Source organism: Gilvimarinus chinensis DSM 19667, from assembly GCF_000377745.1.
In the GTDB taxonomy this organism is placed as follows: Bacteria; Pseudomonadota; Gammaproteobacteria; order Pseudomonadales; family Cellvibrionaceae; genus Gilvimarinus; species Gilvimarinus chinensis.
The window spans coordinates 66,732-87,873 of record NZ_KB898706.1; the positions used below are offsets into that span (position 1 = coordinate 66,732).

The following is a 21,142-nucleotide window of genomic DNA, read 5'->3' on the forward strand; positions in this document are numbered from 1 at the left end:
CGGGTTAGGCGCTCAGGCTCTGGTAGTGGCTAGCGTCTTTTAGTTGTGATTCGATGACGTTAAGCTGCTGCGCTAAGTTAACCACGTCACCCACCATAATCAGCGCGGGAGACTTAACGTTATGCTCGCTGACAGCGTCGCTCAGCGTGCCAAGTTCGGTGGTAATAACGCGCTGGTTGTCGCGACAACCGTTTTCGATAATGGCCGCCGGTGTCTTCGCGCTCAGGCCGGCGTTGGTCAGTTGCTGGCTGATTAATCCGGCGCGAGTGACGCCCATATAAAACACCAGAGTATGGTTAAGGCCTGCCAACGCTTGCCAGTTAAGGTTTAACTCTTTTTCACCGTGCCCGGTGACCAGCGTGCAACCTTGAGAGACACCGCGGTGGGTGAGCGGGATATCCGCTGACGTTGCGCAACCGGAAGCGGCGGTAATACCGGGAATGACCTCTGCCTCACAGCCGGCCTGGCGCAGCTCCAACAGCTCTTCACCGCCGCGACCAAACACAAACGGATCGCCGCCTTTTATTCGGCACACGTTTAGGCCTCGCTGAGCGTGCTCTACCAGCATTTGATTTAGGTCGCTCTGGGCAACGCTGTGGCAGTTTTTAACTTTGCCTACGTAAATCGCGGGAACCTGCTTGGGGAATAGCTCTCGAATGTCACCGCTGACTAATTGATCGAAAAAAATAACATCGGCACTTTCAATGGCGCGCACAGCTTTTACGGTGAGTAAATCAGCATCCCCCGGTCCCGCGCCTACCAACCAGACTTTACCTTGCTGGTGAGAGGCTTTGTTGTTAAGGCTGACTACAGTTGAGGCTTTTTGTGTGCGTTGATTGTGCATGGTGCATTCTCGTGATGGTTCGGCTCGTAAAATTCAAAAAGCGATTTGTGTTGTCATGGGTAAGAGCAAAGAGGGTGCCAGACGATGAAATAAATTTTTCAATCGAAATTATGTTTTTAAAAACATGGGGTTACATTTGAGGGTGACTCTGAGAATACAGCGGAGGAGAAATTTACGGTGCCTTACAGTGGGGCGCTATGCACCGCAATAAGCACCACAATAGTGTCGTTTAAGGTTTTTTGATGTGTGTTATTTTGGTGCGAATTTATTGTTTCTACCCAGTGCTGCCCTTTGTTTGGTCTATTTTGGTGCTCTCTGGTTTTTAATTCCAATCGTCTGCCGCAGTATCTGCGCACTCTAGTGCTCGTGGTATACAATGGCTCGGATGGGTTTGGATATTGCTAGCTGATGCGATCAGGCACGGTTACGCCCTTCGTTTTTCAATAGGTTTGGTGATGTCTTCTACGAATATGCTGGTCGATAAATTTGGCCGCACAGTCAATTATTTACGCATGTCGGTGACGGACCGGTGTGATTTGCGTTGTGTCTATTGCATGGCTGAAGAGATGACATTTCTTCCGCGTAATCAGGTGTTAAGCCTAGAGGAGCTGGAACGCTTGGCTGCGGCGTTTACTCGTCTCGGTGTACGAAAACTACGCCTGACAGGGGGGGAGCCTTTGGTCCGGCAAGGGCTGGTGGGTTTAGTGGCGAAGTTACGTCAACTGCCAGACTTGGAGGAGTTGTGTTTAACCACCAATGGCACTCGGCTTGAGGACTGTGCAGCTGAGTTGAAAAAAGCCGGCTTAGATCGTCTTAATGTCAGTCTGGACACCTTGAATGCCGATAAATTTCGAGAGTTGACCCGCTTTGGTGACGTTCGCAAAGTGCTTAAGGGTATTGTCGCCGCACAAAAGGCGGGCTTTAAACGCATAAAAATAAACTGCGTAGCATTGAAAAACCGCAATGCCGATGAGGTGGTATCGTTGGTTCGCTACGCCTTAGATCAGGGATTGGACATCAGTTTTATTGAGGAGATGCCGCTGGGGAAGATTGATAGCCACGGGCGGGCGGCTGAATTTATCGCCAGTGCTGAACTGCGGAAAATAATCAGCGCGTACTTTCCTTTAGTCCCTTCTAGTTCTTCAAGTGGTGGGCCAGCAAGATACTGGATGAGCCCAGGGTTTGATTCGCGCATCGGATTTATATCGCCTCACAGTAATAATTTCTGTGCCAGTTGCAACCGGGTGCGGTTGACGGCTACTGGGCGTCTGTTGCTTTGCTTAGGGCAAGAGTACAGTACGGATTTACGCGCTGTACTGCGAGAATTTCCTAACGATGAAGCAAGGCTGGAAGAGGTCATTGTGGCGTCTATGGCACTAAAGCCCAAAGAACACTCCTTTGATATCACTACAGATGAGCCGCAAATTGTGCGGTTTATGAATACCACCGGAGGTTAGACCCGGTGGTTTGACCTTTTTGCTTTCTGGATTTTATATGTCAGCTAATCATAACTTTGTTGCTTTGAATATCGCTGTTCTTACTGTTTCTGATACCCGGACTCACGACACGGACACATCGGGGCAGGCGTTGCAAGACTTACTGTCTGGCTGTGGCCACACTTTGGTAGAACGGGATTTAGTCAAAGATGATGTTTACCAAATTCGTGCGGTGGTGTCTAAGTGGATTGCCTCGCCTAAGGTGCAAGTAGTGCTCATTACCGGCGGTACCGGTTTTGCCGGGCGAGATTCTACGGTGGAAGCTATGACGCCATTGTTTGATAAAACCGTCGTGGGTTTTGGCGAGTTGTTTCGCCAGGTGTCCTACCAAGAAATTGGCACGTCCACCATCCAGTCTCGCGCCACAGCGGGCCTTGCCAATCGCACATTGCTCTTTTGCCTGCCGGGCTCGACCGGTGCTTGCAAAACCGCTTGGAGTATTATCGAAAGCCAACTGGATGCTCGTCACAAACCCTGTAATTTTGTTGGCCAGCTGCTATGAAGAGTCAATTAGCGGTTAATGACGCCCGGCGGCGACTGCTTGACGCTGTGCGCAGTCGACAGCTGAGCGAGAGTGAAAGTGTTGGGCTAAATGAAGCGGCTGGTAGGGTTTTAGCCGAGGACGTGAGAGCGCAGATTAATGTCCCACCTGCTGCTAACAGCGCCATGGATGGCTATGCATTAAGGTTTGCCGAGGGTCAAAAGGGCGCTGTGCTGCCCGTTAGTCAAACAGTTGCGGCAGGTTCGGCACCTCAGCCCCTACAACCTGGTAGCGCAGCGCGTATTCTTACTGGTGCTGAAATACCCCCTGGCGCGGATAGCGTGATTATCCAGGAAAACGTTAAACGTGTAAGAAGCGAGCAGGGCGAACATATCACGTTGAATACCGAAGCGGAGCTTGGTGCCAATATACGCCCTCAGGGGCAGGACATCGCTAAAGGTAATCTTGTACTGGCACGCGGAAGCCTGCTCACCCCCGCCCATATAGGTCTTTTGGCGTCGGTAGGGGTGGTGGAGGCCTGTGTTTATAAGCCGCTAAAAGTGGCGTTAATATCAACCGGTGATGAGCTAGTGGAGCCTGGATGCGAACTGGGGGTGGGGCAGATTTACAATTCCAATCAGCCTATGTTAGCCGCCTTAGTTCGTGAAATGGGTGCTAGGGTGGTGCTGCAGCAACGGGTGGTGGATAACTATGATCGGACGGTGAGCGCTTTGCGTGAAGCGGCGGAGCTTGCGGATATTATTATCAGTTGTGGTGGTGTGTCGGTGGGAGACGAGGACCATGTGAAAGCGGCGCTGCAAACTTTGGGCGAGCTCAGTCTCTGGAAAGTGGCTATGAAGCCCGGAAAGCCTCTTGCCTTTGGTCGCGTGGAGGATAAACCCTTTGTGGGCTTACCGGGCAATCCGGTATCGGCCTGGGTTACCTTCCAGCTTATGGTACGCCCTGCCTTAAAAGCCATGATGGGCGGGCAGGAAACAGAGCTGATGGCCGTAAGCTGTGCAGCTTGTTTTGAGCGTGCTAAGCCTGGTACGCGCGATGAGTATGCCAGGGGCCGGCTAGTGGACGGCGGTGTTGAGCTATATGGGCAGCAAAGCTCGGGTGTTTTATCCTCGGTTGCCTGGGCCGATTGTCTGGTGCTCTTGCCTGCCGGGGAAGCGATTAAAAAAGGTCAGAGTGTTCAGGTGTACCCCTTTGCTCAGTGGTGAGGGTAGCTCTTGCTGCTGATGGCAGGGCAAGTATCGCTTTACCAGCACCACGAGGTGGGTAGCTGCTTCAGCAACTGTTTTCGGCTGTGGATCAATTCTTTGTATGAAGCCATTAGCGAGAAATCTACGGCTTGACCGGCCAGCTTTAACTCGTGCACTTGACGTTCGAGTCCGGTGATTTCGGAAATTAGCTTCTGGCGTAGTTCGCCTGTGTGATTAATATTAATTGATACGCCGAAACTGGCAATATTGCGGGCACGTGCATGTGACATAACAATCTCCCTTTATCGTCACTATTGATAGACAGTAAAAGCCTAGCACGGTGCTCGAATGCGCGTTAGATTATTTTGCGTTTTACCAATAGCGAGTGCTCGCGTTGTGGTATATGCCCGCGCTTATTGAGACTCCAGCCACGCCTTGGCCATAAACAAGGCCGCAATGGTTCGCCCTTCGATGACTTCATCGCGCATAACCAGAGCCAGTAAATCATCAATGTTACAAGGTACAACCTCAATGGGTTCCGGCTCGTCGCCCGGTAGTTTTTCGGCATAGAGGTCGCGCATCAGCAGCACATTGATTTTATGTTCCATATAGGCCGGCGACAGATGAATGCTTTTTAGCCAGTGAATCTTGCCCGCGCCGTATCCCACCTCTTCTTTTAGTTCGCGGTTGGCGGCTTGTTCGGGCGTCTCGCCTTTATCGATGGCGCCTTTGGGTAGCGCCAGATGGTAATCCTCCAGGCCGCCAGCGTACTCACGCACCATCAACACCGTTGAGTCATCAAGCATAGGCACCATCAGCACGGCTCCGGGGCCGCCGCTGCACAGCTTTTCGTAAATACGTTGCTCGCCGTTACTGAACTTCAGGTGTAACTCATCGGCGCGAAACAGACGACTTTTGGCGACTGTATTGCGTTTAAGAATCTCGGGCTTGGTAGGCATTGGGGCTTGGCTTCGTTTTGTGTGAGTGGTTAGCCGCCATGGTAGCATAGCAGCCGACGCAACTTTATTGGTATCCGCCGCGTCTTACTGACAATAACAAGGCAACGCCATACAAAAAGGAAGGCTCGCCATGATCCGTTTAGACAATATTCACAAGTCCTACCACACGGGGGATCAGCACCTGCATGTCCTAAAGGGTGTCGATATGCATATCCGTGAAGGCGAGTTAGTCTCCATTATGGGGTCCTCCGGCTCGGGCAAGTCTACCCTGCTGAATATTCTCGGGGTTTTGGATTCTCACGATACGGGCCACTACTATCTGGCAGGCCAGGAAATCCGCCATTTAAAAGAGCGTCAGGCCGCACACCTGCGCAATGCGTTTATTGGCTTTGTCTTTCAGTCATTCAATTTGCTGCCGTTTAAATCGGCGTTAGAGAACGTGGCCCTGCCTTTGTATTATCAGAAAGTTGGCCGGCGTGAGCGCAACCGTCGGGCGGCAGAGTATTTGGATATGGTGGGGCTGGCGGATCGCGCTGAGCATATGCCAAATCAGCTATCGGGTGGCCAGAAGCAACGGGTCGCAATGGCCCGCGCGCTGGTGACGCAACCGAAAGTCATTCTTGCCGATGAGCCGACAGGGGCCCTCGATAGCAAAACCACGGATGAAGTGATGCAGATCATGAAACGTGTGCATGAGCTGGGTAATACCATCGTTATTGTCACCCACGAGCAAGACATTGCAGATCAAACAGAGCGCTGCATCGTACTGCGTGATGGTTTGGTGGTGGACGATGAAACTCAAACCGCCGGAGCGCTGGCGTGATTGATGGCTTACAGGAAATACTCTATACCCTGCGGCGTAACAAGCTGCGCACCGCGTTGACAGCCTTCGGGGTCTTCTGGGGTATATTCATGCTGATTTTACTGCTGGGCGCGGGCCGCGGTATGCAAAACGGGGTGATGGATAGCTTTGCCGACAATGCGCTCGACACCATTATTATTTGGAGTGGCACCACCTCGGTGGCGTATCAGGGGCAAGGGTTGGGGCGGCGCATTGGCTACACCGAAGATGACATCATTGCGTTACGCCAGCAGGTAGAAGGGCTTAGATTTATCACCGGTGCCAACTCTATGGGGCAGGGTACGGTGACATTCGGCAATAAAACCGGATTTTTCGATCTTTACGGAATTGATGATACGTATTTCAAAATCCGCGATCAGATTCCTTTCCCTTCCGGGCGCACCATTAACTACTTGGACGATGCTGAAACCCGCAAGGTTGCCGTAATTGGCACCAGCGTGCGAGATCGCTTGTTCGGCTCAGGCGTAAACCCTGAAGGAAAGATGATTCAGGTGAATAATATTAATCTGACCGTTATTGGTGTTTTCCATGATCGAAATAATAACGGTCGGGACTCTGAGCGAGTATTTGTTCCTTACAGTACTTTTACCAAAACCTTCGGCCGGGGCAACCAAGTGCACGTGATATGGGCTCGCCCTAAGGCCGGTGTCGATGGCTTTGCGTTGGAAGAGCAAGTCGTTGATCTATTAAAGAAGCGCCACAATGTTGCGCCTGAAGACAAGCGGGCCATTCAAACTTTTAACTTCGCTGAACCTGCAAAAATGGTCAAGGGGTTGTTTGTTGCCATTAATGGTTTTATCTGGTTCGTGGGCTTGGGTACGTTAACGGCCGGTATTGTGGGCATCAGCAATATTATGATTATTACCGTAAAAGAGCGCACCCGCGAAATTGGTATCCGCAAAGCGCTGGGGGCTACCCCTTTTTCCATTGTCAGTACGCTGCTGCTTGAATCTATTTTGGTAACCGGCATTGCTGGTTACGCAGGTTTGGTCATGGGCGTGGGGCTGGTAGAGCTAATGGCATACGGCTTACAGGTGAGCGGTGCGCAAATGGAATTTTTTAAACGCCCCGAAGTGAATTTTTCGGCAGCCGTTACCGCTCTTGTGTTACTGATTATGGTTGGCGCTCTGGCCGGGTTGATGCCCGCTATTCGGGCTGCTCGTATACCGCCTGTTGAAGCGATGAGAGCAGAATAATGACCTTGGTGGATGTTGATAAGTGGCGAGAGATTTTTACCACATTGGGGCAGCATAAACTGCGCACCACCCTGACGGCTTTTGGCGTTTTTTGGGGAATCTTTATGCTCTCTGTTTTACTGGGGGCAGCAAAGGGCTTGGAAAATGGTGTGATGGCGGGCTTTCCGCAGGTTCCTAACGGTGTGTTTATCTGGTCGGCCAGTGAAACGCAAATGCCGTATAAAGGCCACGGTATTGGTCGGCGTATCAGGTTATTGCCCGAGGATGTCAACGCCGTAGAAAAAAATGTAGCCAGCGTGGGTTTTGTTCGCGGTCAAAACAGTATTGGTATCTGGGGGGGAACGCCGCCTTACACCGTATACGAAGATAAAAATGGCACCTTCTTTGTTCAGGGGTCGCATGAGGGAATGGCTCTTATGCACTCGCTGGAAGTCACTTCCGGCCGTTACCTAAACAAAATTGATACACAGGAAAAACGTAAGGTTGCCGTCATTGGTGCTCGGGTAAAACAGCAGTTGTTTGCTGAAAGTGACAAGGTATTGGGTGAATACATCACCATAAATGGTATTAGCTTTCAGGTAGTGGGAACCTTTAAGTCCTTGTCCAAGGGAAATACAACACAGGAAGAGGAAAAAATTTACATCCCCAATAACACTCTACGACATGCGTTTAATCAGGTGGGCTGGATAGGCAGTTTAACCATACTGCCCGCTGACGGCGTACATGCGTCGCAAGCTGAGCAAGAGGTACTCGCGTTTTTGAAAGAGCGGAAAAAAGTGCATCCTGACGATGCGGGAGTGTTGGGAAGTTTTAATCTGCAAAAAGAGTTCGACAAAATTCAGGGGCTGTTTCTGGGGATCGGATTTTTCAGTTGGTTGGTCGCTGTGGGTACGATCATGGCGGGGGCGATAGGTGTCGGTAATATCATGCTGATTGTGGTGAAGGAGCGCACCCGTGAAATTGGCGTACGTAAGGCATTGGGTGCCACCCCTGCTTCGATTGTCACGATGATTATTCAGGAGTCTGTTCTGATTACCGCTGTGTCGGGTTATCTGGGCTTAGTCATCGGGGTTGTTATTCTTGAGGGAGTCTCAGCTGCTATTGAAATGTCTGGTGGCTCCGATATGTTCCTTAACCCCTCGGTAGATTTTAATACAGCGATGTTGGCCGTGTTTATTTTGATCATTTCAGGCTTGCTGGCAGCGTTATTACCCGCGACAAAAGCCGCTCGGGTAAACCCGATTGTTGCACTACAGGATGAATAATAACTGGACGATAATTATGAAAAAATTCTTTTTAATTGTGCTTGGCTTCATCGTCTTGCTGGTGTTTATCGGTACGGCTGTTTTTTTGTATAAAAAGTCGCAGGAGCAGCCAGAGGTTTTTGAGGTGGATGCGCCTTTCGTGACCACCATTATCCAAAAAACTGTCGCCACCGGTAAGGTGGTGCCCCGTAAAGAGGTGAATGTTACCTCACAGGTGTCAGGTGTTGTGGATGCTTTGTTCGTGACGGCGGGGCAGACCGTAAAAAAAGGCGATGTCATAGCCAAAATATCACTCGCGCCCAGTATGGTGGTGATTAACAATGCTGAGTCGCAACTGGAAAGCGCTAGAATTAGTCTGAACAACGCGCGCCAGGAACTGGAGCGGCAAAAGAACTTAATGCAGAAAAAGCTCATTTCTGAATCTGAATACAATCGTTTTTTATTGGACTTTGAGCTGAAGCAGCAGGCGGTCAACTCGGCCGAGAATAATTTATTGCTGATTCGTGAAGGCGCAACGAAAAAGTCGGACTTAGTATCAAATGTTATTCACGCCACCAGTGATGGCATGATTCTCGACGTGCCTCATAAAGAGGGTGCGTTTATTGTTGAGTCCAGTACTTATGGGGCGGGTACGGCGATTGCCACATTAGCCGATATGCAAGATATGATTTTTGAAGGCATGGTGGACGAGGCTGAGGTGGGAAAAATTAGCGAAGGCATGGAATTACTGCTGGACGTTGGAGCTCTTGAAGGTGAGCCGTTTAGTGCGGAGCTTGAGTACATTTCGCCCAAAGGCGTCGAGGACCAGGGGACCATAAAATTTGAAATTCGCGCGGCTATTGATCTGCAGGAGCACTTGTTTTTGCGTGCTAACTACAGTGCCAATGCGGATATCGTTCTTGCCAGGCGCGACAATGTACTCGCTATCAATGAGGGAAACCTGATTATCGAAGACGATAAGCGCTATGTAGAAGTACAAACAGCGCCGCAGCAGTTTCGTAGGCAAGAGGTGGAAACAGGGCTTTCCGATGGTATTAATATCGAGATTGTGTCTGGCCTGAGTGAAAGTGATAAAATCAAGCGCTTGTAATCTAGGCAATGGACCGGGGCGCCCGGTTAGAGGTGAACTATGGTTAACTGGCAGTCGATAGATACCGTCATGCTTGATATGGATGGCACGCTGCTGGATTTGCATTTCGATAACTACTTTTGGGTAGAGTATCTGCCGCAACGCTATGCGGAAATACATGGGCGTGACTTTGCCTTGGTGCGCGATGAGCTGGCGAGTCAGATTGCCTCCTACGAGGGTAGCTTGCAGTGGTACTGCCTGGACTTCTGGTCTGATACCCTGGCATTAGATATCCGCGCATTGAAAGAAGAGGTGAAGCATAAAATCAGTGTTCGGCCCCATGTGGTTAACTTTTTAGCCTGGCTGCGGGCAATGAACAAAAAGGTCATGTTGGTAACCAACGCCCACCCGAAGGTGATGACCCTGAAGTTTGAGGTGACGCAAATCGATAAACACTTTGATTTGATTGTCTCGTCTCACGAGTTTAGTCACCCCAAAGAGGCGCAAGAATTTTGGCATGGCCTGGCGGCCAGAGAGCCTTTCGATCCGGCACGTACTTTATTTGTCGATGATACTTTACGGGTGTTGGATTCGGCGCGTGACTATGGCATCGCGCACTTATTGGCAATTCACCAGCCGGATAGCCGAATTGAACGCCGCGTGAGCGGTTATCCAGCCATTGAGCACTTTGATGAAATCATGCCCACGCAAGAGAGCCGCTAGTGGAAAAAGTTCGTATTGATAAGTGGCTGTGGGCCGCGCGATTTTTCAAAACCCGCAGTATCGCAAAACAGGCTATAGAGGGTGGTAAAATCACCGCTGACGGTCAGCGTATAAAACCCAGTCGTGAAATTACGACCGGTGTGAGCCTGACCATTCGCCAGGGGTGGGACGATAAAACCGTCGAGGTTCTGGTGTTATCCGACCAGCGACGCGGTGCTCCTGAGGCGCAAAAGTTGTATCGTGAGACGGAGCAAAGTATTGCGTTACGAGAGCAGCGCGCGGCCGAGCGCAAAGCAGGTTTAGGGTCTTTTATTGTCAGCGAGCACCGGCCCAACAAAAAGCAGCGTCGGCAAATTCACAGATTTAAGCGCGATATGGATGAAACCCCCTAACCAATGGGGACGTAAGGCTTACTGGCCAAGGAGACAAGAATGAAACTTTACGTGATGTTGCTGACGTGTGCATGGACCCTCACGGCCCAGGCAGAGCTGTACCGCTGGACGGATGCTGATGGCAAGGTGCACTTCAGTGATCGCAAACCGGACGCCGCGCAAACGCAGGGGGCGGAGGTAAGCGAAGAAAAAATTAAGGCCGTGAATATTCAGGATAGTAAAGCCGCAGAAGAGGCGATGCGCCAGGTGTTTCCCAATGAAAACACCGCTCCTGTACAGCAGCATAACGGTCGTGAACAGGAGCTGGCTGAGCGCAAAGAGGCGCATTGCCGAGAGGCAAGGGAGTATTTACGAAAAGTCAGTGGACGAGTTCAGTTTATTGATAAAGATGGCAAAATGGTTCACGTTTCCGAGCGCGAACGCCAAGAGCGTCAGGCAAAAATGGAAACTTACGTAAAAGAGCACTGTTCCTGAATGAAGTCTAACGATTTACTACACCGGTTTATTTTTGATCAATGCGATATTCGCGGCGAAATTGTCACTCTTGAGCAAAGCTATCAGCAGGTTTTGGATAACAATCCTTATCCGACTGCGGTACGCGAACTGTTAGGGGAGTTTTTGGCAGCGGTTTCGTTGTTATCCAGCACGCTTAAGTTCGACGGTGTTATCACTTTGCAGGCACGGGGTGAGGGGGCGATTTCGCTGATAATGGCAGAGTGCAGTCATCATAACGATGTTCGTGCCATCGTGCGCCCACAGCCTGGCCAACCTATGCCAGAAAGCTTTATTAGCTTGCCTGAACTGTTGAGTAATGGCGTGTTGGTTATAACGCTCGATCCGGCAATCGGCGAGCGCTATCAGGGCATTGTCCCTCTTGAAGCAGATACTCTGGCGGGCTGTCTTGAGCATTATTTTAAACAGTCTGAGCAGCTGGCAACACGTTTTTGGTTGGCGGCGAATGAGCGGGCGTGCGGCGGCTTGTTAATTCAAGCGCTGCCGTTGCAGGTGGCCAGCAGCGAAGATGTTAACCGTGAGCAGTGGGAGACAGCCATCGCCCTTGCCGACACGGTGACAGCGGATGAGTTATTGGGCATTGGCCACGATCAGCTGTTATATCGTTTATTCAACGAACAGCCCGTCCGGTTATTCAGTCCGGCGGCGCTAAAATTTCACTGCAGTTGCTCCGAGGAGCGCAGCGTCGAAGCATTGCAGTCTTTGGGGCGGGATGAGGTCGAGCAGTTGCTGGTGGAGAAAGGCGTGATCACTATTGATTGTCAGTTTTGTAATCAAGTTTATCGATTCGATGCCGCCGCAGTACGTGCCTTATTTGGCCAATCTACCTTACACTGATTATGAAGCGATTTTATATTTTAGCGTTATGCTTGATCCCTGCATTGGCGCAGTCCACCGAAGAGACAGCAGAAAAACGCTGGGAGTTGGGCATAGGTGTTGGTGGTATTTACGCGCCGGACTATAAAGGTTCAAAAAGCTATCGTGACTATGTGGCACCCATTCCTTATGTGGTGTACCGAGGGCCAGTAATACGCACAGATCGTGACGGTGTACGCGGCGACTTTCTGCGAACCAATGCCTATGAGTTTACCGCGAGTATGGCAGTTTCAGTGACCCCGGACAGTGATAAAAACGCATTGCGTGAAGGCATGCCCGAGCTTACCTCTACGCTTGAGCTGGGGCCCGCCGTTAATGTGAATTTAAGTGGCGAGGATTTTTCACAGGGGCTTTCCCTTACCTTGCCCGTCAGGGCTGTAGTCGCTTTAGGTGACGGCTCGCCAGACTATATCGGATTGGTCAGTGCCCCGTCAGTGGTACACCGAGGCAGCTTTAAAGGCGGGTGGAAATCGACCCTTAGGGCAGGCCCCGTGTTTGCCAGTGGTAAATACCACGATTATTACTATTCTGTGGCACCAAAGTACGCTTTGCCCGATCGACCGGAATACAATGCTTCCAGTGGTTACAACGGCTTTAACCTGCAGGGGGCGCTGAGCCGTCGGTTTTCCGATTACTGGTACGCCTTTTATATTCGCTATTCAAATATTCAGGGGGTGAACTTTGATGACAGCCCGCTGGTAGAGACGGAACACAATGTATCCGGCGGCTTCGCCATCAGTTGGGTGTTTTTATAAACGCCCTTACAGGGCGTCGTCAGCCCGAAGCCAAGTTTGGCTGCGGCCAAACAGCGAAATACCGATAAAACCACGTACCGTGAGAGTGTTATTGTCTTCGGCTAAGGACGCCTTGGCTTTGTAGACTTTGCCCGATTTTGGGTCGAGGATTTTCCCCTCGGACCATTCTCCAGGGCCTTCCTGATTTAAGCCCCACATAAACGTCATTCCTTCTATGGGTTTGTTATTGAATTCCCCTGGGCATTTCTTGCACACCTTGCCGCGGCTTTCAGGTTGCAGCAAAGACTCAATCTTGCCTTCTAACTGCCCCTGATCATTAACCAGCAATACCACAATACTCTTCTTGCTGCCGTCAGAATCGTCGATAGTAACCCAGCGCCCTTCAATTGGAGCTGCATGCAATTGATTTGACCAGCTGAGCAGGCCGCTGAGTAAAATAAAAGCACGGATTAACCGAATCGTAGAATTCATCGCAAGTCCTCCATTGAGGAGTAACTATAGCGCTCGATCCTGCTGGATGCCAGTTAGGGTAATGGAGGAGTGGTAAAGCGAAGAGCCGCCAGGCGAAGCCTAGCGACGCATAGGTACGGGCACATCTTTTGGTTTTATCAGAGCCGGTTCGGCATGAAATCGCTCGTATGCTTGAGCGTGAACCACGGCAATACGTTCAACGGCCTGAGTCAATTTGGGGTCGTGGCAACCCTCAATGTTAGCAAACAGTTTCTCGATAGTGTCTTTAGCGTTTTGTCTCAAATCGGATTTATTCATTTGAGTCATAAATTGAATATAAGACTCAATGCCGATTTTGTTTTGCATTTCTTGCTCTACTTTGGGTTTTTTTACCATTTCTGGGTATTCAAACTCCGGGCACTTTTCCCGGATAAAAGTGAGCATTGCATAATTGGATTCTAATCTTCGGTAATCCGCTCCTAATTCTCTTGGGCCAGCGGTTGCCGATGTGCACATAGTGACCAAACTGCCGATTAAGAGAAACTTGGAAAATAACTGCATAGCTTGTTCTTACCTGGTTGATATGAAGGTGGCTAATGTTATCACTCTCAGTGGTTACTGTATCAATTGATAGAGGGCTGTAACTGAATTTTTGATTGTATCCACTGTTGGACACGCATTTGCAGTACATCCAGAGGCAGTGCTCCACCTTCTAAAACAACGTCATGAAACTCTTTCAGCTCAAAGTCCGAACCCAGTGCCTGCTCAGCCTGGGAGCGGAGTGACAGAATTTTCTCCATACCCACTTTATACGCTGTTGCTTGGCCGGGCATTACAAAATAGCGTTCTACTTCACGGGTAGCGTCGGCGTGGGTCATGGGTGAATTGTCAGTAAAATACGCTATAGCCTGTTCTCGGCTCCAGCGGTAGCGGTGAATTCCTGTGTCGACTACAAGTCGGATGGAGCGCCAAAGCTCGAAGCTAAGGCGACCGAAATCTGAATAAGGGTCTGAGTAAAAACCTAGTTCTTTGGGGATCAGCTCTGCGTATAAACCCCAGCCCTCAATGTAGGCGGTATAGTGTCCATGGCGGCGAAACTCAGGAAGGGCTTTTAATTCCTGGGCAATAGCAATTTGCATATGATGACCAGGCAGGGCTTCATGGTAAGCCAGTGCCTCCATTTGATACTTAGGCATGGCACTTAAGTCATGCAGATTGATATAGTAGATTCCAGGTCGTGAGCCATCCTCTGCGGGAGGCTGGTAAAAAGCTTTTCCCGCTGATTGCTCCCGAAAAGCTTCGACAGCTTTAACCTGCAAACCCGCTCTGGGTAAATGACCAAAGAGTTCCGGTAGCCTTTTTTCCATGGCTGTAATAATCGCTCGAGTATCGGTCAGATAGTCGCTTCTGCCTGTTTGCGTATCCGGGTAATAGTGCTGATTGTTTTCTTTTAATTCCAAGAAAAATTGCTGAAGCGAGCCGGTAAAATCCATTTGCTGCAACAGTGCGCGCATTTCTCCATGTATACGTGAGACTTCGCTCAAACCAAGTTGATGGATTTGTTGTGCGGTCAAAGTCGTGGTGGTTATTGCCTGAAGTTTATCGGCATAAAATTGCTCACCATCGGGGAGACTCCAAACGCCGTTGTTTTGATCGGACACCCTGTGAAGCTTTTGTAACGTTTTGATTAATTGTTGGTAGGCAGGTTGGACATTGTTTAAGAGCGCGTGGCGGGCACTTTGCAGGAGTTTTTCCTGCTGTTTTTTATCGATGTTTAGTTGCTTAACCTTGCTGGAAATGTCGCTCCAAAGCGGGCTGACGCCAGAGCTGGTGAACGGAGCGCCTTGGAGAATGTTCTCGCTATCGGCAATCACATAAGGGTACACAAACTCAGGTGCAAGAATTCCTTTGCTGGCACGGCGGTTTAAGTTGGCTCTTAATTGTTCAAACAGCGGTTGTATACCTTGTAACCTTTGAATATAGGCAAGGGCATCGGCGGTGCTGTCAATTTGATGGGTGTTAATTAAAAAAGAGACGACACCCGCGTGGAGGCCAAACATTTGGTTAACAGGGTAGTTGTGATCACGCCATGGAAAATGATTAAGCTGTTGTTCTAAGTCGCGGCTGAGCAAAACAACATTTAACTGGTTTTCTTGGCTCAATAAACGTGTATCCAACTGCGTCAAGCGTTGTAGTTGGTCTTCGGCTAGGCGCTGCCACAATTCGTCCGCTGCAGGGCTGATATCATCCCACTCGCCATAGTGTGTCTTTCGCCCTAGCTGGGCTTGATACATGGGACTGAGTGATACCTGCTCTTCAAAAATATGTTTGAAGAGTAACTCGGCGTCTGCATTCTCGGAAGCTTCTTCCGTGACAGCTAGTGTGCTGACGGTAAAAAAAGAGAATAAAAGGCTGACTGCAAGTATCAGAGAAAGGCGCATAGGTGGCGGTTCGTTGGGTTAAGAGTTTGTGTTGCGATGAGAGTCCAAAGCGATATCGCCTCGGCTTTTTAATTTTTCTTTCTGGCGTATGTTCGCAAAAGGGTCGTGCTCTGGCTCAATGGATGGGGTGGGCCCGTTGTGTTGCTTTTGCTTGTGGGGATGTTTTTGACGGGATGTATTCGCTTGAGGCGCTTTTACTTCTTTGGGGGCCAATACTAACTTGAGGTAAAAGTAATACAACGCCGTAATAACGATTAACCCTGTCCATTTTGCGATGTAGGACAGCCAGAGTAATTTTGTGTCTTGCGCGCCTTGAGCATAGTCCACGTAATCGCCGTGAATCATGGAAATCAGGAAGTACCCTAATAGTAGCGCAAGGGTGGCGAGAATGACCCGGTGGTAACGTTTCCAAATAAGGGTAGCTATGGCCGATTTGGCAAAAAATCTGAACATAAGTGAGTTGCTGCTATAGATTTAAGGAAACAAACTGATTCCCAGCGCCGCTACCAGTGCGACCAGACCGCGGGATTTGTATTCGCTGATGATTTTGTCCTCTTCCTCTTTGACGATGGATTCGAGAATGTCTGGCTCGTAATCCTCGGGTTTACGCCCGTGTAGGTAAATGCGCGTTTTGGCCCGTTCAATCGCTTTGTGGCGAATTTTTCCGGCGTACTTACGCTTTACTTTGTCGTAACTGCGTCGCAGAACGTTATGGCGTTTGTCCGGTTTTAATTCGTTTTCTGGTAGTGTCATAGATCGCTCGGTTTACTGGGTGATTCACCCTTTGACAATGGGTTATTGCCTGCCGTTCATAATGCATTCCCAGTCGGGTTTCACGGCATTTTTGGCAATAGCGTAGTTTTCGTCCAGCATAATTTCACGCCCCCAACCCGTCAGGCCTTCAACCGAGCCGTCTTCGGTCATATCCAGGTGCTTTTGCGGGTTGTTGCCCGGGCCCCACGACCAGGGAAGGAAACTGATGTTGTATTCCAGTGCCGTTTTGATAATGGTGCGGTAGGGAATAGCGCCACCTTCAGAGTCGTCCCAGCGGTCGCCGAACTCGCCAATAATTAAAGGCAGTTCAGCTTCTACTGATTCGATGATTTCGGCACGCACGCGGGCGTCGTTATAGCCCCACATGGCCGGCCACCACATGTGCACTGAGAGCAATAGGTTGTGTTTCGGGTCTGCGTCAATCAACTTCGGCCCGGCTACCTGTAGGGTATCAATGTCTTTACCCCAGCCGGGGGCGTCGATCATCAGCGGGGTTTTATAACCCGCTTCACGAAGACGTTTTATGGCTTTACTGTACCCGGCAATGTAGTCGTCAAGAGCGACCTTATCACCTACCTCATTGCCGATATTGACGATGGTGTAAGCCTCGTGCCTGGCGATCACCGCGGCAATATCAGGGCGAGTCCAGTAGTCCACCAGAAGTTTCAGTTTGCTCCAGTCACCAGTGGCGTCGTGCAGCTCGATAATCGGTACCAGCTCAAAGCGACGCGCATTTTTAAGAACGGTGTCGAGCTCGGTGGGCTTGCCCTCTACGCTCCATACGATGCGCACGGCATTGGATTGGGTTTTCGCTATTTCACTGAAGCTGGACAGGCCCGTGCGATCCAGCCAATAGACCATGCGGTTGGGCCCCATAAGCACTATGCGGGCGTCGCACGCATCGTACAGGTGTCGGCCTTTTACATAAAAGCCGGGGGTGGAGTCTGTGGCAGCCCAGGTGTGGTTACCTAGCAGGCTTAATAATACGGCGGTAAGCGGGAGTAAGCGTGTCAGCATAGAGCACTCAAAATAACCGGTTGAGTCTCTAGTGTAACCTCTGAAGGGCTACTTGTCCGCTGGGCGCAGACCGGTGCGGCCGTCGTTGGTGGGGAACACACAGGTAAACACACTGCCTTTACCCACTTCGCTGTTAATTTGCAGTTCGGCGTCGTGGCGCAGTAGAACGTGCTTAACAATGGCCAGGCCTAAGCCTGTGCCCCCGGTTTTGCTGTTACGGCTGGCGTCCACGCGGTAAAAACGCTCGGTTAAATGAGGTATGTGCTTGGTTTCAAAGCCCATGCCGTTATCCGTGACCGAGAAATACACGCTGGGCCCACTGCGCCATAAGCGCATAGCGATTTTGCCTTTCTCCGGGGTGTACTTAACCGCGTTGATGACTAGATTGGAAAAAGCACTGTGCAGCTCTTTTTCGTTGCCGACGATGCTGATGGGCTCATCGCAGTGGAAACTGAGCTCCTGTTGCTTTTCACTTGCCAGCACCCAGGCCTCGGATTTGACCGTTTGCAGTAACGGCTCCAGTGGCATGCTTTTTTGGTTAAATCCCGTGTCGGCGGTTTCGAGCTTAGAGAGCATAATCAGGTCGTTAATCAGCAGCGACATACGTTTGGATTGCTGCTGCATTTGCTCTAAGGGCTTGTCCCAGGTGGGAACTGTATTGTTGTCGGCAAGGGTTTCCAGGTAGCCGCTGATAACGGTAAGGGGGGTGCGCAGCTCATGGGAGACGTTGGCCACAAAGTCTTTGCGCATCTGCTCAAGGTGGTAAATCTGGGTAATGTCACGCACCACAATCAGCCGTTCATTTTTACCAAAGCGGGTAATTTGAAATTGCAGGCGTTTATCGGGAAAGCGCGGCGAGGGAATATCTAAAGGCTCAGCGTAGTCACCTGCCTCAAAGTAATCGACAAAGCGCGGGTGACGAATGAAGTTGATTACCGACTGACCCTGGTCTGAGTTGTAAAATCCGAGTAGTCTCTGAGCGGAGGGGTTCCACCAGTCCAGGTAGCCGCGCCAATCCAGCAAAATGACACCATCTTTTAGCGCCGAGGTCGTTTCTTGAACGCGGTTAATCACCGCTTGAAGGTTTTTCTTCTCCCGCTTTTGGCGGCGTTGCAGGTGGTAAATTGCGTCGAAAACATCGCCCCACAAGCCCGTTGACTCGGGCGGTTGCGCTTTGCGTTTGCCCTGCAGCCAAATATTCAGGCGCAGCATCTGCCACAGGTTCCAGCCTATGTACCAGAAGGTGCAGGCCACCAGAGTCCAGGCGAGTTGATCGAGCAAAAGGCCGATAACGAAAGCGATGGCCAGTACAACGGCCAGACGTTTGAGCTCGGCGTGAAATCCCTGTAGCAAAGCGGAACCTATTGGAAAATCGGAGCCCGGTCAGTCCGGGCGTTCGGTGGAGCTTAACCCGCTTTGGTTGAAAAGCGGTAGCCAGTGCCGCGCACAGTTTGCACTAAGTTTTCGTGTTGGTCGACGGTTAAGGCTTTGCGCAGGCGACGGATGTGAACATCCACGGTGCGCTCCTCAACGTAGACATTGCCACCCCAGACGTGATCCAACAGCTGGCTGCGTGTGTAGGCGCGCTCTTGGTGGGTAAGAAAAAACTGTAACAGACGAAACTCGGTTGGCCCCATATCCACTTCGCGATCATTGATGGTCACGCGGTGGCTGGCAGGGTCCAGGCACAGCCCCTGAACTTTAATGGGCTGGCCGGAGGATTGCGGATCGGCGCGGCGCAGAACCGCTTTTAAGCGTGCCACCAACTCTCGTGGCGAAAAAGGTTTGGTGATGTAGTCATCCGCACCGACTTCCAGCCCTTGAATTTTGTTGTCTTCTTCGCCTTTGGCGGTGAGCATGATGATGGGGATGTTTGCCGTCACTTCATCGCGCTTTAAGCGACGTGCCAGCTCAATACCGCTGGTACCGGGCATCATCCAGTCGAGCAGGATTAAATCTGGTTTTTCGTCGACGATAAGGCCGTGGGCATCCTGCGCGTTTGACGCTTCTAAACACCGGTATTCAGCCATTTCCAGGGCGATACGTAACATATCGCGAATGGCGGATTCGTCATCAACGATAAGGATGGTGCGACTTGTCATATTGCCTGCCTGTGATCCAACTTTTATGTAGCGGAAATTCGAAGAGGAAGAACCTTACCTGGTCTATCGCAGCGCTATGCGGTTGTTTTTTCCGCCGGGGGCTCCTCCGTGCAAGCGTATTTAATGTATTAATTGTTGCATATTTATGACAGTTCGGCGTTCATTTTTACAGATTGTGCGTCTCAGTTGATATTCAGTGTGCTCAGCACAATACCTGTAAAAACCGCCATGCCAACCCAGTTATTGTTTAAAAATGCTTTAAAGCAGGGGCCGCGTTGGCGGTAACGAATCAGTTTTTGCTGGTAGATAAAGAGCCCGGCCGCCGTTGCAACGCCTAAATAATAAAGGTCGTTAAGTTCAAAACGGCTTTTCATCATCAGCAGGCCAAGAATCACCAAAGCCTGCAGGGTGGCGGTAATAAGCCTGTCCTGATCACCAAACAATACGGCGGTAGATTTTATACCCACTCGTACATCGTCATCCCGATCTACCATGGCGTAGAAGGTGTCGTACACCACGGTCCAGATCAGAACGGTAAAGTAAATCAGCCAAGCCTCGGCGGGCACGGTGTTGCGCGCACTGGCGAAGGCCATGGGTATGCCCCAGGCAAAGGCCGCGCCCAGTACTACCTGGGGTAAATGGGTGTAGCGCTTCATAAAGGGGTAAGTGCAGGCCAGGGCCAGTCCCCCAAAAGCGAGCCATAGAGTAAGGGTGTTGGTGAGTAAAACCAAAATAAAAGCGATGCAAACCAGAGCGGCAAAGACAGCCCAGGCTTCGCTTAGCGTTATTTTGCCGGTGGCTAAAGGGCGATCCTGGGTTCGCTTCACATGTCCGTCCAGGTTGCGGTCGGCGAAATCGTTTATCACGCAGCCCGCCGAGCGCATAGTGATGGCGCCCAGAGTGTAAATAATCAATAAATCCAGCTTGGGAAAGCCGCCAGAGGCAAGCCAGAGGCCCCACAGTGTTGGCCACAACACTAATAACCAGCCGATAGGCCGGTTTAGCCGTGTAAGTTGCGCGTAGAGCTTCAGCCGCTCAAGGCTGGTGTTCTGCATGGCAGTTATCTCCTGACACTTGATGGACAAACTGAGGCAAAAAAACTTCGCTGACCAGAATGTGCCGACCATAAAGGCTAAAAACCGAGCGTCGCCCCCACAGCAGTTGATGTTGTTGCAAGGCTGCAGGTACGCCAGTGTTTTCTGGAATGGTGGCGATACTGATGGGCGAGCGTCCCAAATTTGGGTGGCTAAAAAGGTAGCCACCTAAGGGGCGGTTGTCCAGATGACGTAAATGCCTTAGCGAACCGGTCAGGCTCACGGCTGGAAACACGCTGCGTGCATAAACCCAGGGTATTTGTGACGGCCCTTGTAAAACCACTTCGCGAATCAGGCACATTTGGCCGGGCTTTTTCAATTTCAGTGCGCGGGCTTCACTTAAGCGCGGGCGCTCCCACACCTGTCGCAGCACTTTTACGTTTAATTGACCATTTCCAAAATCGCGCAGCTTTGCGGTGAGTGAGCGGCTGTCGAGCAACCAGGGCTCAAGTGCTCGTGGCAGAGCGTTCGGGCGCTTTACTGGCTGCCACAACCCAAGCCCTTGGCGAGCATAACGGCAGTCGCGGAAAATTTTGCTGGTGACTGGTGGCAAAAAAACCTCGGGGTACCCAAAAGCGGAGGCGCTATTCTAGCAGTCAGAGGCGAGTACGCCCACTTTACTCAC

General features: G+C 50.8%; 25 protein-coding genes. 12 read left to right on the top strand and 13 right to left on the bottom strand.

Annotated features, from left to right (window positions below):
* Nucleotides 1-4: 4 nt before the first annotated feature.
* Nucleotides 5-844, bottom strand: coding sequence for a uroporphyrinogen-III C-methyltransferase (cobA, locus tag D568_RS0100370; RefSeq protein ID WP_020207562.1), 840 nt, complete (start codon nucleotides 842-844; stop codon nucleotides 5-7).
* A gap of 455 nt (nucleotides 845-1,299) precedes the next feature.
* On the opposite strand from cobA, the gene moaA reads away from it, so the two are divergent.
* Genes moaA through D568_RS0100390 form a run of 3 tightly spaced genes read left to right on the top strand, consistent with a single transcriptional unit; the run spans nucleotide 1,300 to nucleotide 4,047 of the window.
* On the top strand, nucleotides 1,300-2,301 hold the full coding sequence (moaA, locus tag D568_RS0100380; protein WP_040515948.1) for a GTP 3',8-cyclase MoaA: 1,002 nt from the start codon (nucleotides 1,300-1,302) through the stop codon (nucleotides 2,299-2,301).
* Between the two features lie 37 nt (nucleotides 2,302-2,338).
* Nucleotides 2,339-2,842 carry a molybdenum cofactor biosynthesis protein B gene (gene moaB / locus D568_RS0100385; protein ID WP_020207565.1) on the top strand — a complete coding sequence of 168 codons (504 nt, stop codon included), beginning with the start codon at nucleotides 2,339-2,341 and terminating at the stop codon, nucleotides 2,840-2,842.
* Nucleotides 2,839-4,047: a molybdopterin molybdotransferase MoeA gene (locus tag D568_RS0100390; RefSeq protein ID WP_020207566.1), complete on the top strand. Its 1,209-nt coding sequence runs from the start codon at nucleotides 2,839-2,841 to the stop codon at nucleotides 4,045-4,047. The genes moaB and D568_RS0100390 overlap by 4 nt, the downstream gene beginning before the upstream one ends.
* Nucleotides 4,048-4,085: 38 nt before the next feature.
* Here D568_RS0100390 and D568_RS0100395 read toward each other — a convergent pair whose 3' ends face one another.
* Complete coding sequence (locus tag D568_RS0100395; RefSeq protein ID WP_020207567.1) at nucleotides 4,086-4,319, bottom strand: hypothetical protein; 234 nt, start codon at nucleotides 4,317-4,319, stop codon at nucleotides 4,086-4,088.
* Between the two features lie 123 nt (nucleotides 4,320-4,442).
* On the bottom strand, nucleotides 4,443-4,988 hold the full coding sequence (gene nudE / locus D568_RS0100400) for an ADP compounds hydrolase NudE (protein ID WP_020207568.1): 546 nt from the start codon (nucleotides 4,986-4,988) through the stop codon (nucleotides 4,443-4,445).
* A gap of 130 nt (nucleotides 4,989-5,118) precedes the next feature.
* Here nudE and D568_RS0100405 point away from each other — a divergent pair, with 130 nt between their 5' ends.
* From D568_RS0100405 to D568_RS0100445, 9 genes are read left to right on the top strand one after another with little or no spacing between them, the layout of a single operon-like run.
* Nucleotides 5,119-5,811: an ABC transporter ATP-binding protein gene (locus D568_RS0100405; protein ID WP_020207569.1), complete on the top strand. Its 693-nt coding sequence runs from the start codon at nucleotides 5,119-5,121 to the stop codon at nucleotides 5,809-5,811.
* Nucleotides 5,808-7,046 carry an ABC transporter permease gene (locus D568_RS0100410; RefSeq protein WP_020207570.1) on the top strand — a complete coding sequence of 413 codons (1,239 nt, stop codon included), beginning with the start codon at nucleotides 5,808-5,810 and terminating at the stop codon, nucleotides 7,044-7,046. Before D568_RS0100405 ends, D568_RS0100410 begins: the two co-directional genes overlap by 4 nt.
* Nucleotides 7,046-8,311, top strand: coding sequence for an ABC transporter permease (locus tag D568_RS0100415; RefSeq protein ID WP_020207571.1), 1,266 nt, complete (start codon nucleotides 7,046-7,048; stop codon nucleotides 8,309-8,311). The genes D568_RS0100410 and D568_RS0100415 overlap by 1 nt, the downstream gene beginning before the upstream one ends.
* Before the next feature lie 16 nt (nucleotides 8,312-8,327).
* Nucleotides 8,328-9,401: an efflux RND transporter periplasmic adaptor subunit gene (locus D568_RS0100420; RefSeq protein WP_020207572.1), complete on the top strand. Its 1,074-nt coding sequence runs from the start codon at nucleotides 8,328-8,330 to the stop codon at nucleotides 9,399-9,401.
* Nucleotides 9,402-9,440: 39 nt separating this feature from the next.
* A complete protein-coding gene (gene yrfG / locus D568_RS0100425; protein ID WP_020207573.1) occupies nucleotides 9,441-10,103 on the top strand; it encodes a GMP/IMP nucleotidase in 663 nt (220 codons plus the stop codon).
* A complete protein-coding gene (locus tag D568_RS0100430; protein ID WP_020207574.1) occupies nucleotides 10,103-10,495 on the top strand; it encodes an RNA-binding S4 domain-containing protein in 393 nt (130 codons plus the stop codon). The genes yrfG and D568_RS0100430 overlap by 1 nt, the downstream gene beginning before the upstream one ends.
* Before the next feature lie 39 nt (nucleotides 10,496-10,534).
* A complete protein-coding gene (locus tag D568_RS0100435; protein WP_020207575.1) occupies nucleotides 10,535-10,969 on the top strand; it encodes a DUF4124 domain-containing protein in 435 nt (144 codons plus the stop codon).
* Complete coding sequence (hslO, locus tag D568_RS0100440) at nucleotides 10,970-11,845, top strand: Hsp33 family molecular chaperone HslO (RefSeq protein WP_020207576.1); 876 nt, start codon at nucleotides 10,970-10,972, stop codon at nucleotides 11,843-11,845.
* 2 nt (nucleotides 11,846-11,847) lie between these two features.
* The gene (locus tag D568_RS0100445; RefSeq protein ID WP_020207577.1) at nucleotides 11,848-12,639 is read left to right on the top strand and encodes a MipA/OmpV family protein; all 792 of its coding nucleotides are present in this window, start codon (nucleotides 11,848-11,850) and stop codon (nucleotides 12,637-12,639) included.
* Between the two features lie 6 nt (nucleotides 12,640-12,645).
* Here the strand turns inward: D568_RS0100445 and D568_RS0100450 are convergent, their stop codons facing one another.
* The 10 genes from D568_RS0100450 to D568_RS18735 all read right to left on the bottom strand — a co-directional run bounded on the left by D568_RS0100450 (nucleotide 12,646) and on the right by D568_RS18735 (nucleotide 21,070).
* Nucleotides 12,646-13,110 carry a DUF2147 domain-containing protein gene (locus tag D568_RS0100450; protein ID WP_020207578.1) on the bottom strand — a complete coding sequence of 155 codons (465 nt, stop codon included), beginning with the start codon at nucleotides 13,108-13,110 and terminating at the stop codon, nucleotides 12,646-12,648.
* 99 nt (nucleotides 13,111-13,209) lie between these two features.
* Nucleotides 13,210-13,650: a hypothetical protein gene (locus D568_RS0100455; RefSeq protein ID WP_157497585.1), complete on the bottom strand. Its 441-nt coding sequence runs from the start codon at nucleotides 13,648-13,650 to the stop codon at nucleotides 13,210-13,212.
* A gap of 62 nt (nucleotides 13,651-13,712) precedes the next feature.
* Nucleotides 13,713-15,530 (bottom strand): DUF885 domain-containing protein, encoded by a 1,818-nt coding sequence (locus tag D568_RS0100460; protein ID WP_020207580.1) that lies wholly within the window; start codon nucleotides 15,528-15,530, stop codon nucleotides 13,713-13,715.
* A gap of 18 nt (nucleotides 15,531-15,548) precedes the next feature.
* Nucleotides 15,549-15,983: a hypothetical protein gene (locus D568_RS0100465; protein ID WP_020207581.1), complete on the bottom strand. Its 435-nt coding sequence runs from the start codon at nucleotides 15,981-15,983 to the stop codon at nucleotides 15,549-15,551.
* Nucleotides 15,984-16,004: 21 nt separating this feature from the next.
* Nucleotides 16,005-16,283, bottom strand: coding sequence for a hypothetical protein (locus tag D568_RS0100470; RefSeq protein ID WP_020207582.1), 279 nt, complete (start codon nucleotides 16,281-16,283; stop codon nucleotides 16,005-16,007).
* A 42-nt stretch (nucleotides 16,284-16,325) separates the two neighbouring features.
* Complete coding sequence (locus D568_RS18730) at nucleotides 16,326-17,321, bottom strand: cellulase family glycosylhydrolase (protein WP_020207583.1); 996 nt, start codon at nucleotides 17,319-17,321, stop codon at nucleotides 16,326-16,328.
* Nucleotides 17,322-17,369: 48 nt separating this feature from the next.
* Nucleotides 17,370-18,674 carry a phosphate regulon sensor histidine kinase PhoR gene (gene phoR / locus D568_RS0100480; RefSeq protein ID WP_020207584.1) on the bottom strand — a complete coding sequence of 435 codons (1,305 nt, stop codon included), beginning with the start codon at nucleotides 18,672-18,674 and terminating at the stop codon, nucleotides 17,370-17,372.
* Nucleotides 18,675-18,727: 53 nt separating this feature from the next.
* A complete protein-coding gene (gene phoB / locus D568_RS0100485) occupies nucleotides 18,728-19,423 on the bottom strand; it encodes a phosphate regulon transcriptional regulator PhoB (RefSeq protein ID WP_020207585.1) in 696 nt (231 codons plus the stop codon).
* A gap of 182 nt (nucleotides 19,424-19,605) precedes the next feature.
* On the bottom strand, nucleotides 19,606-20,478 hold the full coding sequence (gene ubiA, locus D568_RS0100490; protein ID WP_020207586.1) for a 4-hydroxybenzoate octaprenyltransferase: 873 nt from the start codon (nucleotides 20,476-20,478) through the stop codon (nucleotides 19,606-19,608).
* Nucleotides 20,459-21,070 carry a chorismate--pyruvate lyase family protein gene (locus D568_RS18735; RefSeq protein ID WP_020207587.1) on the bottom strand — a complete coding sequence of 204 codons (612 nt, stop codon included), beginning with the start codon at nucleotides 21,068-21,070 and terminating at the stop codon, nucleotides 20,459-20,461. Before D568_RS18735 ends, ubiA begins: the two co-directional genes overlap by 20 nt.
* Between the last annotated feature and the right edge of the window lie 72 nt (nucleotides 21,071-21,142).